The 14,178-nt window shown below is 42.5% G+C and carries 15 protein-coding genes; 7 read left to right on the forward strand and 8 right to left on the reverse strand.

The window, feature by feature from the left end; all coding sequences use genetic code 11:
• Positions 1-36: 36 nt before the first annotated feature.
• From nifS to BB781_RS01110, 6 genes are all read left to right on the forward strand, one after another.
• Positions 37-1,194, forward strand: coding sequence for a cysteine desulfurase NifS (gene nifS / locus BB781_RS01085; protein WP_094226653.1), 1,158 nt, complete (start codon positions 37-39; stop codon positions 1,192-1,194).
• 17 nt (positions 1,195-1,211) lie between these two features.
• Entirely contained in the window at positions 1,212-1,580 is a 369-nt protein-coding gene (locus BB781_RS01090) for an iron-sulfur cluster assembly scaffold protein (protein ID WP_094226654.1), read from the forward strand.
• 21 nt (positions 1,581-1,601) lie between these two features.
• Entirely contained in the window at positions 1,602-1,964 is a 363-nt protein-coding gene (locus tag BB781_RS01095; protein ID WP_094226655.1) for a transcriptional regulator, read from the forward strand.
• A complete protein-coding gene (locus BB781_RS01100) occupies positions 1,961-3,187 on the forward strand; it encodes an Nre family DNA repair protein (protein ID WP_094226656.1) in 1,227 nt (408 codons plus the stop codon). The genes BB781_RS01095 and BB781_RS01100 overlap by 4 nt, the downstream gene beginning before the upstream one ends.
• Before the next feature lie 101 nt (positions 3,188-3,288).
• Positions 3,289-4,326 (forward strand): inorganic phosphate transporter, encoded by a 1,038-nt coding sequence (locus BB781_RS01105; RefSeq protein WP_094226657.1) that lies wholly within the window; start codon positions 3,289-3,291, stop codon positions 4,324-4,326.
• Positions 4,323-5,015, forward strand: a complete 693-nt coding sequence (locus tag BB781_RS01110; protein ID WP_094226658.1) for a TIGR00153 family protein — start codon at positions 4,323-4,325, stop codon at positions 5,013-5,015. Before BB781_RS01105 ends, BB781_RS01110 begins: the two co-directional genes overlap by 4 nt.
• Before the next feature lie 14 nt (positions 5,016-5,029).
• Here the strand turns inward: BB781_RS01110 and BB781_RS01115 are convergent, their stop codons facing one another.
• Positions 5,030-6,478 (reverse strand): phytoene desaturase family protein, encoded by a 1,449-nt coding sequence (locus BB781_RS01115; RefSeq protein WP_094226659.1) that lies wholly within the window; start codon positions 6,476-6,478, stop codon positions 5,030-5,032.
• 33 nt (positions 6,479-6,511) lie between these two features.
• Positions 6,512-7,225, reverse strand: a complete 714-nt coding sequence (gene purC / locus BB781_RS01120; RefSeq protein WP_094226660.1) for a phosphoribosylaminoimidazolesuccinocarboxamide synthase — start codon at positions 7,223-7,225, stop codon at positions 6,512-6,514.
• A 146-nt stretch (positions 7,226-7,371) separates the two neighbouring features.
• Between purC and nikR the strand changes: the two genes are divergently transcribed.
• Positions 7,372-7,794: a nickel-responsive transcriptional regulator NikR gene (gene nikR, locus BB781_RS01125; RefSeq protein WP_094226661.1), complete on the forward strand. Its 423-nt coding sequence runs from the start codon at positions 7,372-7,374 to the stop codon at positions 7,792-7,794.
• A 2-nt stretch (positions 7,795-7,796) separates the two neighbouring features.
• Here the strand turns inward: nikR and BB781_RS01130 are convergent, their stop codons facing one another.
• The 6 genes from BB781_RS01130 to BB781_RS01155 all read right to left on the reverse strand — a co-directional run bounded on the left by BB781_RS01130 (position 7,797) and on the right by BB781_RS01155 (position 14,176).
• The gene (locus BB781_RS01130; RefSeq protein ID WP_094226662.1) at positions 7,797-8,156 is read right to left on the reverse strand and encodes an ArsR/SmtB family transcription factor; all 360 of its coding nucleotides are present in this window, start codon (positions 8,154-8,156) and stop codon (positions 7,797-7,799) included.
• A 67-nt stretch (positions 8,157-8,223) separates the two neighbouring features.
• Positions 8,224-8,631, reverse strand: a complete 408-nt coding sequence (locus BB781_RS01135; protein WP_094226663.1) for a bacteriohemerythrin — start codon at positions 8,629-8,631, stop codon at positions 8,224-8,226.
• A gap of 97 nt (positions 8,632-8,728) precedes the next feature.
• Entirely contained in the window at positions 8,729-11,416 is a 2,688-nt protein-coding gene (locus BB781_RS01140) for a cation-translocating P-type ATPase (RefSeq protein ID WP_094226664.1), read from the reverse strand.
• A 41-nt stretch (positions 11,417-11,457) separates the two neighbouring features.
• Positions 11,458-12,402 carry a carbohydrate kinase family protein gene (locus tag BB781_RS01145; protein WP_094226665.1) on the reverse strand — a complete coding sequence of 315 codons (945 nt, stop codon included), beginning with the start codon at positions 12,400-12,402 and terminating at the stop codon, positions 11,458-11,460.
• Positions 12,403-12,419: 17 nt separating this feature from the next.
• The gene (locus tag BB781_RS01150) at positions 12,420-12,908 is read right to left on the reverse strand and encodes a PAS domain-containing protein (RefSeq protein ID WP_094226666.1); all 489 of its coding nucleotides are present in this window, start codon (positions 12,906-12,908) and stop codon (positions 12,420-12,422) included.
• A 98-nt stretch (positions 12,909-13,006) separates the two neighbouring features.
• Positions 13,007-14,176, reverse strand: a complete 1,170-nt coding sequence (locus BB781_RS01155) for a cation:proton antiporter (RefSeq protein WP_094226667.1) — start codon at positions 14,174-14,176, stop codon at positions 13,007-13,009.
• Positions 14,177-14,178 lie beyond the last annotated feature (2 nt).

Raw genomic sequence — 14,178 nt, forward strand, 5'->3', positions numbered from 1 at the left:
ATTTATTGCAAGTCTTCTCTACTATTTGTAGATATTATGAAGCGAATCTATATGGATCATAGTGCAACCACTCCTGTGGACACTTTGGTGGTGGACGCCATGTTACCTTACTTTAGTGAAATGTTTGGTAATTCCTCCAGTTTGCACTCATTTGGCATGGAGGCAGCAGAAGCTCTTTCCACGGCACGAAAGCAGGTTGCAGATGCCATTGGTGCCCTGCCAGAAGAGATTATATTCACATCAGGAGGAACAGAATCGGATAATCTGGCAATAAGAGGTGTGATTACACATAATTCCGGAAAAAAACACGTTATCACATCAGTCATAGAGCATCCTGCAGTGCTCAATACGTGTGCTTTTCTTGAAAGCCTGGGTCATGAGGTAACATACGTCCCGGTTGATGCTGAGGGGTTGATAGTTCTGTCTTTATTGGAAAGGTCCATTCGTGAGAACACAGTTCTCATCAGTGTCATGCATGCCAACAATGAGGTCGGTACCATTCAACCAATAAAGGAAATTGCACAAATTGCAAAGAAACATAATATTTACTTCCATACAGATGCAGTACAGAGTGTGGGAAAAATCCCTGTAAATGTGGACGACCTTGGGATTGATATGCTCTCCCTTTCGTCTCATAAGATCCACGGGCCAAAAGGTGTTGGTGTACTGTATGTCCGCAAGGGCACAATAATTGAACCAATTGTCTTTGGTGGCAATCATGAAAAAGGTATGCGCTCGGGGACTGAGAACATCCCGGGTATTGTGGGTCTTGGTAAGGCAATGGTTCTTGCGCAGCAGCGCCTGGATACTGATTCAAAGTACATGCAGCAAATGCGTGATGGTATTATAAGTAAGATATTTTGCTCAGTTGCGGATGTTCGTCTTAACGGTCATCCAACGCAACGTCTTCCTAATAATGTAAACTTAAGTTTCAAGTACGTTGAGGGTGAATCCATGCTAATGCTCCTTGATATGAAGGGAATTGCAGTATCTACCGGCTCAGCATGTTCTTCCAAATCCTTAAAGGCATCACATGTGCTTAGCTCTCTTAATATAGAGGACGATTATATACATGGTTCCCTGAGGATAAGTCTTGGAAGAGAGAACACAATTGAAGATGAAGATTATCTGGTTGAGAGCCTGAAGGAAACAGTTTTTAGGCTGAGGATGATGTCTCCACTTTCCAGCCAATGATGTAAGGAGGAGTAAGTCTGTATTCAAAGAAAGTTATTGAGGAATTCAGCAATCCCCAAAACGTGGGCATCATAGAGGATGCTGATGGTGTGGGTGAGATTGGAAGCACCGTAGATGGCGATATAATAAATATCTCCATCAAGATTAAAGACAATGTGATTGAAGATGTCAAATTCAAGACATTTGGTTGTGTTGTTGCTATCTCCACATCAAGCATGGTTACGAATCTGGCAAAAGGAAAGACGATTGCTGAAGCTCTTGCATTAACAAATAAAGATGTTATCACTGCTCTGGATGGTCTTCCTGAAGGAAAGGACAGGTGCTCGGGCTTTGCCCTTGATGCCCTTAAGCGGGCTATTGAAGATTACCAGCATAAAAATAAATGACAACAAAAAAGGTGGCTTCTTGTGAAAACAACATGTGAGATCATGGTTCAACGGGTACTGCCTGCTATACGTGCAGAGCTTGCAAGATGCATGATCTGGGACCATGGGAAAAACCAGCAGGAAGTTGCGGAAGTACTGATGCTTTCAAGAGCAGCCGTGTCTCAGTACCTGAATGAAAAACGTGGGGCAGAGGTTGATTTTTCAGAGGATGCCCAGCAGGAGATACAAAGATTTGCTGCAAGCTTACTTGAAGGAATGAATTCCAGGGACCAGGTTGCTGGAATGTGCAACGTTTGCAAGTTCGTCCAACGTTCCGGCTGGCTCAATAAGAACGAACCTGATGCAGGTTATTGTGTTCTTTGCGGAGATGGCGAGGACCATTGACTCCGAATCTTTGCATAAAATGTAAGGGGAAAGGTCTCTGTGGAAGGCCAAGATGCCCTATCCTGGAAAAATTCAAGTCTATAGAATCTGTAATCCCTAAATCCTCAGGTGAAACTTCTATTTTTGGAGCATCTCCTCCATCGGTTTTTGTAGGGAGATACAATTATCCGGAGGTAAGGGCAGGCCCCATGATACCGCCCCAGCTTGGTGGGGATGAGGCAATGTTACTCGAAGACCCTAAAGCTTTGCTAAAAATGAATATACAGGATGTTATATCCTCCCGTTCCCAGCTTGTAAGGGCTAATACCGGCATTAATGTGAAAAATGCCCACTTACCTGATAATCCTTTGATCGAGAGATCACAGGAGCTAGCTCTTTCAAAAAAACCAGTGGATACTGAAGCCTGGTTCAATAAACCCATAAGTAACAAGCTCAAGTTCGATAATGTCCTGACGCCTATGGGTCCTTCAGGTGACCTGAAAAAATTCGATATAACGGAGAATCCCAAAGTCCCAAAGAAAGTGGATGCTCTGGTCTATGACACCGATGCACTTGCAAAGGATGCAATATCTGAATTATGGGACAGTAATATCCCGGCGGAACACATCACCCGCCTTCTTTCGATCGGGCTTTTGGGCCAGGAAAGAAAACTGGTTCCAACCCGATGGTCCATAACTGCAGTTGATGACATGGTGGGAAAAGACCTTCTTAGAGGTATAAGGGACTACCAGCAGTTAAGTGAAGTTCAGGTTTTCAATGGCGGTGTATTTGGCAACCACTTTGAGATCGTTCTCATTCCCCGTATGTTCTCATTTGAATTAATAGAAGTCTGGATGCCACGTACCGTCTGGTCAGGAGGGAACACGTGGATTGAAGCAGATAACGAGGGCTTTAGTGGGAAAAAGAATTATTCTAATCTTGCAGGCGGTTATTATGCGGCTCGCCTGGGTGCTCTTGAATATCTTCATTCCATACACAGGCAGGCAACTGTATTCATGGTGAGGGAGATAAGGCCTGAATACTGGGCACCTCTTGGTGTATGGGTTGTCAGGGAAGGTGTCAGGAAAGCTTTCAATAGTGAAGTCCGGAGATTTGAGTCCGTAGAACTGGCACTTGCAGATATTTCAATGCGTTTGAATACCTCTTCCTCGCAATGGATGCCAAAAACCTCTCTATTACCAGATATCCGCTTCCAGCGGACACTTGATTCTTTCTTTAAATGATGTCTATATAGATTATATAGCACTATATATAATATGGCACGCACATTTATGTCAGTGGTTTCCCTTGCCATACTACATCTATATAGTGGAGAATATTATCGATGAGTCTTTTTGATCCTCTCGTATTGTTACTGGTTGCAGCAGGTCTGTATATGGCATGGAACATAGGTGCCAACGACCTTGCAAATGCCATGGGAACGTCAGTAGGCAGTGGGGCGCTGTCTATCAAACAGGTAATAATCATCGCAGGTATTTGCGAGTTTGCTGGTGCCGTATTCTTTGGTAAAAGGGTCACGTCCACTATTGCCAAAGGTATTGTACCTGTTGATTCCATCAGTGCTATAGATCCGCATCTTGTGGCCGTTGGAATGCTTGCAGCAATCCTTGCAGCAGGTTTCTGGATCACTCTTGCTACTTTTTATAATCTGCCCGTATCAACAACTCATTCTATTGTGGGTGCAGTTCTTGGATTTGGTCTGATGGCAGCATATAAAGGCATCATTGGTTTTGAAGAGATCAGCTGGTCGGTACTTGGTAAAATAGTTGGCAGTTGGCTGGTCTCACCACTTCTTGGTGCATTGCTTGCTTATATCATATTTTCTTTTATCCGGTATTTCATTCTGCAAAAAGCGGATGACCCTTACAGTATTGAGAAAAAATTCGTCTTTCTTCAGACAATGACCGCATGTTACATTGCCTTTGCACATGGTTCCAATGATGTGGCAAACGCAATCGGTCCGCTTTATGCAGGATTGAACGCACTTGGTATGGCAGGTCTTAACATTCCTATTTGGGTAATGGTTCTTGGAGGGTTGGGGATGGTTGTAGGACTTGCGACATGGGGGCACCGTGTGATCGAAACAATCGGTACTCGCATAACTGAACTGACTCCGACACGAGGTTTCTCAGCAGAATTTGCCACAGCTTCTGTGGTGGTCCTTCATAGTTACAGTTCCCTGCCGATATCAACGACACACACCCTCGTGGGTTCTGTTATAGGTGTTGGTCTTGCAGGCGGTCTTGCAGCGGTTGATTTAAGTGTTATCGGTAAGATAGCTGTTTCCTGGATAGTTACTGTGCCAGTGGCGGCACTTACATCTGCGTTAATATTTGCGGGACTATTGGGAGTTGGAATATGATAAAAAAAGAGTATATACGTTCTGTATTGAACATATTTGCGAGTTCTCCTTTCAAACCACTGGTAATGCATGCCAACAAAGGCGGCGATTGTGTCAGGAAACTTAATGAATCCCTGCTCGCTTTCTGCGATGGTGACATGGAGAAAGTAGAGGCATTAAACCATGAGATCGATGTCATTGAACACGAAGCTGATGTCATAAAACAAACTATCCGCTCCGAGCTGTCCTCATCCATAATGCTTCCCGTGCATGTAATTGACCTGCTCAACTTCCTCAAACCACAGGACTCAATATCAGATGATGCCCAGGAGGTATCATTCTGGCTTACTGTAAGGAAGTTCGAGGCACCTGATGATATACGTGACGGATTCAGGGAGTTAATGGCGAAGACACTTGAAACAGTGGAATTGTATGAAGATCTTGTCTCAACTCTTGGCGAATTACTGGAAACATCTTTCAGTAAGAGGGATGTTGAAGACACGCTTCATCTTGTAGTAAAAGTAGAGGAAATGGAACATCAGGTAGATGTTATCGAAAAAGACCTGACAAAAATGATTTTCAGAAATGAAGATACAATCGGGGCACTTGGTGTATATCACCTGGCTCGCCTTGTGAGGAGTATTGGTGATATTGCCGACAAGTCTGAACATGCGGCCGACAGGTTAAGGACAATGATCTTGAGAAGGTAATAACCTTCTCCTTCTCACTTATGAAGGCATCCATCTTCGTTCATCTTTTTAAGTAATTCTATTATCGAATATGCCGCACGGGTAATTCCCATACTTCTTTTATCCGTATCGGTGCCTGCTGTATAAAGCCCTCTGATGGGTGTTCTCACATCGGCAAAATAACCATCTATTGTCACAGCTGCCTTTTCGGGGATGGTTATCTGGTTGTGCTTCATCTCGATATGGTCTTCAATTCCCGGAATTGCATTATATATGGTCTCATATGCTTTTTTTATCTGGCTGTCTTCGCTCTTTTTCCCATCAATTATGAATGTGAAGCCCACAAGTTGTTTACCCTTTGGCGCCAGCGAAGCATCATAATTGCTGATGGGCATGGCCCAGTAGGGTGCGTTTTTAAACCAGATTTCTGATCCAATATAGCTGAATTCCTCCATCACAGAATCAAGCCCTGTCCAGGCGGTCAGGCTCTTGGTATGTACAACACCCTTGAGTTCCTGGATGTAAGAGTTTGGAAGACTCTCGATCATGGAGGGAAAGTCGGTGACAAATCCTGTGTATATTACCCTCTGGGCATTGTATACTTCATCAGCCTCCACACCGGTAACCTTACCCTTTTCCGTTAGTATCTTCTTTACTTCACAGCCGGTTTTTATCTCTACTGTCTTTGGAAGTGAGAACAAAAGGGCATTGAGAAGTGCTTTTAATCCTCTTCTGGGATAACCCTGGGAATAGGCGACCTTGTTTGTTGCAAGTCTCCCAAGAGACGTAAATGGATTTGACACTTTATTGATCCTTGTCTGCAATGAAGCATGCAGGTTTGGTGGCAGTATGGATCTGGGGACAGGTTCCACAGCCATCTTCTCATTTGATTTCATTATATTCTCAAGCTGCTCTTCCGGCACACTGTCGCGCACAAAACTGCTGCCTGCAAGAATCCTTTGCACAGATGTCTGTTTCATATCCTTGCCAGAAAGGAAGTGACAGATGGTATTGACGAAATCATATGTATCTGCTGAAAGGTTGCCTGGCATGAATTCATACACTGATTGTTTTGCCAGGTCAGTCCCAAATGTAGAAAGAGTAAGTGCCTTTGTGATGGCCTGCGTGAGAACTATCCTATCTTTGCGCGGAAGAATATCGAATGTGACAAATTCCTTGATATTTGAAGGAACTTTCATGAACTGGTTCTCAGTTCTGATGTAATAGTTTCCGTAATCCTCAAAGACCGGAACGTAATCAAAATAATTGTCCATGAGCCTTCTTAGAGGTCCTACTTCAAGGTGTGTGATTGCATGAGCGCCTGTATCTACCTGGAAACCATCAACCACGTAGCTGTTACAATTGCCGCCAACAAATTTGTTTTTTTCAAGTACAAGTACTTTATTTCCGTGTTTAGAAAGGGTGAGAGCGGATAAAAGTCCGCTTATACCTGCACCCACAACTATCACATCGTAATTTTCCATCATATCCCCTCATTACGAGCAAAATGTGTGTGCTTATTCAAAGATCTCAGGCACTATACGCCTGGCAACTTCTTCGTATGCCTTGGAAAGGTCTCCCTTGTCAAAGCGGAAAATATCCTTGTCCATAGACTGGCCGGTGCTTTTATCCCAGAGACGGCATGTATCGCATGATATCTCATCTGCTACAACGATCTTGCCGTCAACCCTTCCGAACTCAAGTTTGAAATCCGGGAGTAGAAACCCTTTTTTATCAAGGTATTTTACAAGTATATCATTGACCTTCAGGGCCATAGTGCGGATCTGAGCAATCTCTTCATAGGTGGCAATTCCCATGGCTACTGCGATATCTTCGTTAATCATAGGGTCGCCATGCTCATCGCTCTTGTAATCCATCACAAGTACAGGTGTTTTGAATACAGTACCTTCCTTAATAGGATACTTACGTGTAATGGAGCCCGCAGCAATGTTACGTGGAATTACTTCGATCAGTATTATCTCGACAGCACGAACAAGCATCTCATTGTCAGATACCATGCTTATGTAGTGAGTAGGAATTCCTTCATCTTCAAGCATTTCAAAGATTTTTTTTGATATCTGGGCATTGAAATAACCCTTGTTCTTAGCTTCACTTTTCTTCTTGCCATCAAATGCCGTTAGGCTGTCCCTGAACTCGGATATAAGTTTTTCCGGGTCTTCAGTTTTGTAGATGGTCTTCGCTTTTCCTGAGTACAACTGTTCTTTTTTCATATGCATCCTCTTTTTGTTAATGGCTTTGTTGGTTACTCTTTATACCAGATGTTCTATAATTATTTATGTCTTAATTTAAGTATAATAAAAGTATTATTACTGCATACTAAATGTTATTATGGTATGAATGATTATAGGTGAATCATATGGAACAGGAACTTATGCGCATAGGGGTATCGCTTCCCGAAAATCTTCTGACCAAATTTGACACGATCATCGAACAGAGGGGTTACTCATCCCGTTCAGAGGGAATACGGGACTCAATTAGGAACTATATTACTCATTATGAATGGATGAGTGATGTGAAAGGCAGGCGTGTAGGTACTATAACTTTGATATATGATCATACAAAACGTGGCCTTTCAAGTGCTCTAACTGAAATACAGCATGATTATTCTCATATTATTAAGTCTTCTGTCCACATTCATCTTGACCACGACAACTGTCTGGAAGTCATCATACTGGATGGCGAAGGCGAAGAGGTAAAAGCGGTTGCAGAAAGGACAATGGCACTAAAAGGTGTCAATTACGTAAAACTCAATACAGCTCTTCCTACAGAGAAATTGTAAACTCATATCTCTTTCTTGAATGAGGATTCAATTGTCCTCAACATTTTTTCCCCGGGCTCTGTAAGATAATATATCTGAAAATTCTTGTCCCGTCTTGAATCCACCAATTCTGCATCCTTGAGCAATTTCAGGTGATATGAGAGTGCAGAATGTTTATAATCAGTAATTTCCACTAGAACGCAGACGCACAGCTCACTAACCCGAAGGGCTTTGAGGATACGTATCCTGACAGGATCTGAAAGCACTTTAAAAAGGGAAACCAGAGTGTCAACATTCTCTTTCATGACCTCATGGACTTTCAGAGTTGTTTCATCTGGAAGTATGTAAGGCTCCTGACATCCGTCGGTTTCCTGTATTGTCATCTGTTGGATTATTAGGTTTAACGGATTAATAGGTTTTGCAATAAGATTTTGAAAACAAATAAAAAAATTAGTTAACGCCTTTTTCTATAAACAGAGGTGCATACTTCTTATCTGTTAACTGGATATGTCCTACAAGCCATTCTTTAAGGAAGTTCAGTATTTCGTAGCTGACTCCAGCTTTCCCCTTCTCATATTCATCCCTGAATTTGAGCACATTTTTCACAAATTTTTCATGCTCAAGTTTGTGGTTAGAATAATCAGGATATGCAAAGCGCTGCATGTATTTCTCTTCAGTGGAAAAATGGAATTTAGTGTATTCTGCCATTTTATTGATGATTTCCAGGGATACTTCTTTACTTTTTGCCTGTTTCATGGCTTCATGAAGATCATTGATCATTCCTACCAGGACTTTGTGTTGGTCATCTATCTCTTTTATTTGCATACTGTATTTATCGGACCATGTAATAAGCGACATTGATTTTCACCATAATATAAAAGGCAATTAAAATATATATATGTTAGTATATTACAGTTGTAATTTCTATCATGGTCTTGCTTTCAAGTACCATTCTCTAATTCCAATTTAAGTTTCTGCGACCTGTAATGTATTTCAGACCCTCCGCGAAAAGGAATGTTGCAAAAGCAACACCAATGGGCATAATCCATTCACCCGGAGATAATGGCACCAATCCGAATGCTTCGTTCAGGCGGGGGATATACATGACTGACACAGTGGCAAAGAACGTAGCTAGCACGCCTGCTATCATGAGTCTATTGGTAAAGATGCCTATACTGATGATGGATCGCTCAAGTGACCTGAATGCCAGCGGTATGAAAAGTATCATGCTGACCACGGTTGCAAATGTTAGCGTTCTCGCCATGACAGTGTCGCCTGCCGGGTCGCTCAGGGCAAATACAAGGAAAGATGCTATTCCCATTATGAATGCCAGAGAGATTACCAGGAACAGGTTCCTTTTTTTCAGGAAATTATCATTCGGGTCCCGTGGAGGCTTTTTCATGATTCCGTCTTCAGAAGGGTCCAGTCCAAGTGAGATTGCAGGCATTATTTCGTTGAACATATTGATAAAAAGTATCTGTAGTGCCAGCAGCGGGATGAGGTCAAAACCAAGAAGGCTGATGCCCGCCATAATAAGTATGATCAGGGTAAAGTTCCTTGATATAAGGTATGTTATGAACTTCTCTATATTATTGTAGATTGTTCTCCCACCTTTCACCGCTTCCACGATTGTGGCAAAATTATCGTCCTGCAGGATCATTACACTTGATTCCTTTGCAACATCAGTACCTTTGATTCCCATAGCAATACCGATGTCTGCTTTTTTAAGTGCAGGCGCATCATTGACACCATCCCCTGTCATGGCAACAATATGTCCTTTTCTCTGCAGGGCATCAACGATCCTGAGCTTCTGCTCCGGCATTGTCCTTGCATACACTCTGATGTTTTCCGCAACGATTGAAAACTCTTCATCACTCAACTCGTTAAGCTCATCTCCCGTGACTGCACAGTCGGCTGCTATACGTTGCAGTTTTTCATCTTCATAAACTCCGCATCCCTTTTTTTCCTCAAAAAGTCCGATGCTCCTGGCTATAGCTTTTGCAGTTTCCTGATTATCTCCTGTTATCATAATAACCTGGATACCGGCTTCTTTGCACATTTCCATAGCACCTTTTACCTCTTCACGCGGAGGGTCTATCATGGCAACAAGCCCGAGGAAAGTCATATCTTTCTCAAATTCCCCGTCCAGTTCCTCTCCTGGACTTTCTTTGCATGCAACTGCCAGCACGCGATATGCCGAACTTGCAAATTCGAGGTTCTGTTCCAGTATTGTTTCCATGTCCTGCTGGTTCATGGCGTATAACTTACCTTTATTTTCAATATTGCTGCATTTGGGAAGTACAAATTCAGGCGCTCCCTTTGTGAATGATATCATTCCATTTCCTGTTCTATGGACTGTTGTCATGAGTTTTCTTTCGGATGTGAAAACAATCTCCTCGATCATCTCATAGTTCTTTGCCAGTTCATCTTTCCACAGTTCTCCCTTTGCAGCGGCAACAGTAAGTGCTATTTCTGTAGGGTCGCCGATAACTTCCCATTTATCCTGTCTCTTTTCTATGGCAGAGTTGTTGCACATGGCAATGGAAGTTAGCAATTTGACAGAGGTAGGGTCACTTGTCACATCGATGGCATCACCTCCTTTCAGGAACTCTCCTTTTGGCACGTACCCTGCACCAGTCAGTTCAAGCACGTTTCCGCTGACCAGTATTTTTTCCACGGTCATCTCGTTCTTGGTGAGGGTGCCTGTTTTGTCTGTGCATATGACTGTTGTGGATCCAAGGGTTTCAACAGCAAGCATCTTCCTTATAATGGCATTATGTCCTGCCATTTTCTTCATGCCGTATGCAAGGGTTATTGTAAGTGTAAGGGGCAACCCTTCGGGCACTGCTGCCACTGCGAGTGCAAGTGAGATTAGCAGCATATCTGCAAGTGGGGCGCCTATGGCAATACCTATGGCAAAAGTAATTGCAGAGGCAAATATTGCAAGTACTGCGAGGATAAGGGATAGTTTTGTTATCTTGATCTGTAAGGGAGTATCTTCCTCTTTTGTCTGTATAAGACTGGCTATCTGGCCAATCTTTGTCTGCATTCCTGTTGCATTTACCACTGCCTTGCATTTTCCGTGTACCAGTTGGGTACCGGCAAAGATATTCTCACTTTTGGCTTTACCGACAGGAACGCTTTCCCCTGTCAGGGCGGATTCATCTATTCTCAGGGCAACAACTTCAAAAACGACGGCGTCTGCAGGGATTTTGTCCCCTGTTTCAAGGACAAGCACATCACCGGGAACGATCTCCTCGGTGAGTATTTTCCTAAGTTTACGATCCCTGATTACAGTTGTTTCGGGCTGTACTATACTCTTGAGAGCTTCCATTGCCTTTTCAGCCCTGTACTCCTGAATAAAACCAAGTACAATAACAACGGTAATTGTGAACATTATCACCCAGAAATCAATCACTTCGCCTATTAGCAGGGAAATAACGGCAGCAGCTACAAGTACCCAGACTATCAGGTTCATGAACTGGCTGGCAAAGACCTTCAAAGCAGTAGTTTTCTTTTTCTCTTCAAGTTCGTTCTTTCCATACTTCTGCAACCTTTCAAAGGCTTCCTGCATGGAAAGCCCGGTTTCGGAACTCTGGAGGTCCTTGAATATATTCTCGATTTCCGTGGGTGCTTTTCCCATTCTATTTACTCCCTGTGTGCTTTTCTGTATAATAGGATACTTTATACTATAATTGTTACTGGCGATATATCCTTTTGAAACCTGGCAAAATCGTGGGATATATAGTTCTCATTGCTCATGCATACGTGAGATGAGAAATCAATCGCTTTTCCGATAATCTCATCCCATACCTGCTCAGTAATATTTTCCAGATTCCTGTCCTTTCTTGCATGCAACATGTAGACAATGCCTGCGTTGAAACTGTCTCCTGCACCCACTGTGCTGATAGTTTCTATTGCAGGGACTTTGTAGTATTTTGAACATGAAGGTGTCTTCAGATACACGCCATCGGAACTTGCGGTATATATAAGGTAATCACAGCCATTCTCTTTTATGAACCCGTATGCTTCCTCTGAGCTTCTGCAACCCTGTATCATTCTCATATCCTCATCTGAAGCTCTTACAATATTTGAGTATGCTATGTTTTCGAATATCATGGATCTTATTTCCTCTATCCTAAAAAGTTGTGATGACCGGAAATTTGGGTCATACAGGACAGTGGAGCCGGCATTCTTTGCAGCATTGATTAATTCTTCCAGCTTAGTCCTGGCTTCCTTTGTAACAGACAGGATGGAGCCAAACATTACAATGTCATCCGGAGAAAAGCATGGGATATCTATTAGAAGGCGCTTTTTTGGAAACTTTTCGTAGAACTCATAGGTAGCATCATTCCTGTTGTCTAAAAAAGCAAGTGATAAAGGCGAGTTTCCGTCGTACAGGCAGAGATAATCGGTGGATACTTTGTTATCCCTGAGAAATTCAAATATAATATTTCCTATATTGTCACGGCCAAACTCACTTATAAGTGAAACCGGAACACCTGACCGTCCAAGTGAGATAGAACTATTGAGCATAGCTCCGCCCGGGCAGGCAGAAATAGGTTTCCCTTTAGTGAATATTATATCGTAGAAAGTTTCGCTTATTGCAAAAACGCGGGATATGCTCACACCTGCCTTATTTCAGGTCATTGGTTATCGGTTATATCTTCCAGAACTCCCTGATAGTATATGACCTTTCCATTCTCATCTCTCATAATAGCGGTTCTGTCCTCTACTATCCGCACATGCCCTTTTTTCGTTCTGAACCGATATGTCTGCCTGAGGTCATTCGCGCCTTCCAATGCATTCTCGATAAGTTCCAGGTGTATGCGGTCAGCATCATCGGGGTGTATAAGGTCTTTGAATGTAACTTTGCCGGAAGTGAAGTCTTCAACCTTATATCCAAGAGCTTCTATTCCTGTAGAAATGAATTCAAACGGTGCATCTTCCTTCGGGCTGCGCAGGAATGCTATCATTCCGCTGTTGTTCACCAATCCCTCAAGGGCTTTAATACGAAGCTCCATCTTTTTGTCCATATCTATTGATTCGGTATTGCATTCCACAATTTCCGGATTTGTGTCTTCTTCCAGGCTATCTTCTTTTCTGTCATTATTGGAAAACTTACAAAATCCCATATTATTAGTTATAATACTCCCTCCTTTACCAAAAGATGGTCCTTATTAATCATCTAATTCAATAATTTAAGTAAATTGTTGTCCCGGATATTTGCCTACTAAGATGCTATTAATCCTTTTTCTTTGTATCTGATGGACATTTCCAGTAGTATGGGGGAAATAATGATTGAAATGACAACCATCAATACAATGGCAGAGAATACTTCATTGCTGATTATCTCAAGTTCTTTTCCTATGGCTATGACCACAAGTTCAACTCCTGCACGCGGCATCATGCCTATTCCAAATATCAGGCTATCCTTTGTAGTAAAACCTGCCAGTTTAGTACCAATGAATCCTCCTATCAGTTTTCCAGAAAGGGCAAATATGATAACAAGGATAGTAAAAGTCCCTGCTGTGAATAATACTTCGGTTTTCATCGAAAGCCCGATGAAAGCAAAGAACATGGGTGTAAAAAATCCATAGGCAATACCACTAACCTTTTTCTGTACGGTCTCTATCTTTGCAAGCGGCAGGTCTGAGAGGATTATCCCGCCAAAAAAAGCACCAATGACGGCATGCAGCCCAAAGACCTCGGCCAGGTATGCCGAGAACAGTGCAATGAGTAGCACAAAAGAGAACAGTGATTCTTTTGTGTGCATTTTTTGAATGTACTTAAAAAGAAAGGGAAATATCTTCCATCCCAAAAAGCCCATGATAAGTATGAACACCACTATCTGCCCTAGGGTCAAGAGTATCTGAATACCCGACGGGAACTGGCTGATTGTTGCAACGGATATTACAATGGATAACAGGAATATGCCAATAATATCATCGAATACTGCTGATGTCAGCATCATTGAACCTGGTTTACTTGATAGGTAATCAGTATCTATCAACGTTTTAACTACAACACTGATGCTTGTAGGACTGAAGGCAACAGCCATGAAAAGGCTCTCTGCAAACCCAAAACCAAACATTTCCCCGAGCATGAATCCCAAGCCAAATGCAACAATTATTTGTGATGCTGTAGGAATAAGTGCACTTGTTGATGCAGCTTTCAGGTCTTTTACATGAACTTCTTTGTAACCTGCAGTAAATAGCAGGAATATAGCTCCCAGTTCGGCAAAGAATGAAAAAGTCTCAATATCAGCAGGCTTTAAAACAAGTGCAAAGATAAACCCGGCCCCTATCTCTCCAACGATACCGGGCAGCCCAAGTCTTTCACCAAATTCACTGAAGATCCTTGCCAAAAACAGTATGACCATTATCTGGAGAAGAGTTTCCATTG

The organism is Methanolobus psychrotolerans (assembly GCF_002243045.1).
GTDB lineage: Archaea > Halobacteriota > Methanosarcinia > Methanosarcinales > Methanosarcinaceae > Methanolobus > Methanolobus psychrotolerans.

What these genes read in the sequence shown, in the direction of transcription:
- BB781_RS01110 (WP_094226658.1), top strand. Translation starts at nt 4,323, where the DNA reads ATGATAAAAAAAGAGTATATACGTTCTGTATTGAACATATTTGCGAGT.
- BB781_RS01130 (WP_094226662.1), bottom strand. Translation starts at nt 8,156, where the DNA reads ATGACAATACAGGAAACCGACGGATGTCAGGAGCCTTACATACTTCCA.
- purC (WP_094226660.1), bottom strand. Translation starts at nt 7,225, where the DNA reads ATGAAAAAAGAACAGTTGTACTCAGGAAAAGCGAAGACCATCTACAAA.
- BB781_RS01140 (WP_094226664.1), bottom strand. Translation starts at nt 11,416, where the DNA reads ATGGGAAAAGCACCCACGGAAATCGAGAATATATTCAAGGACCTCCAG.
- BB781_RS01115 (WP_094226659.1), bottom strand. Translation starts at nt 6,478, where the DNA reads ATGGAAAATTACGATGTGATAGTTGTGGGTGCAGGTATAAGCGGACTT.
- BB781_RS01105 (WP_094226657.1), top strand. Translation starts at nt 3,289, where the DNA reads ATGAGTCTTTTTGATCCTCTCGTATTGTTACTGGTTGCAGCAGGTCTG.
- nifS (WP_094226653.1), top strand. Translation starts at nt 37, where the DNA reads ATGAAGCGAATCTATATGGATCATAGTGCAACCACTCCTGTGGACACT.
- nikR (WP_094226661.1), top strand. Translation starts at nt 7,372, where the DNA reads ATGGAACAGGAACTTATGCGCATAGGGGTATCGCTTCCCGAAAATCTT.
- BB781_RS01155 (WP_094226667.1), bottom strand. Translation starts at nt 14,176, where the DNA reads ATGGAAACTCTTCTCCAGATAATGGTCATACTGTTTTTGGCAAGGATC.
- BB781_RS01150 (WP_094226666.1), bottom strand. Translation starts at nt 12,908, where the DNA reads ATGGGATTTTGTAAGTTTTCCAATAATGACAGAAAAGAAGATAGCCTG.
- BB781_RS01135 (WP_094226663.1), bottom strand. Translation starts at nt 8,631, where the DNA reads ATGTCGCTTATTACATGGTCCGATAAATACAGTATGCAAATAAAAGAG.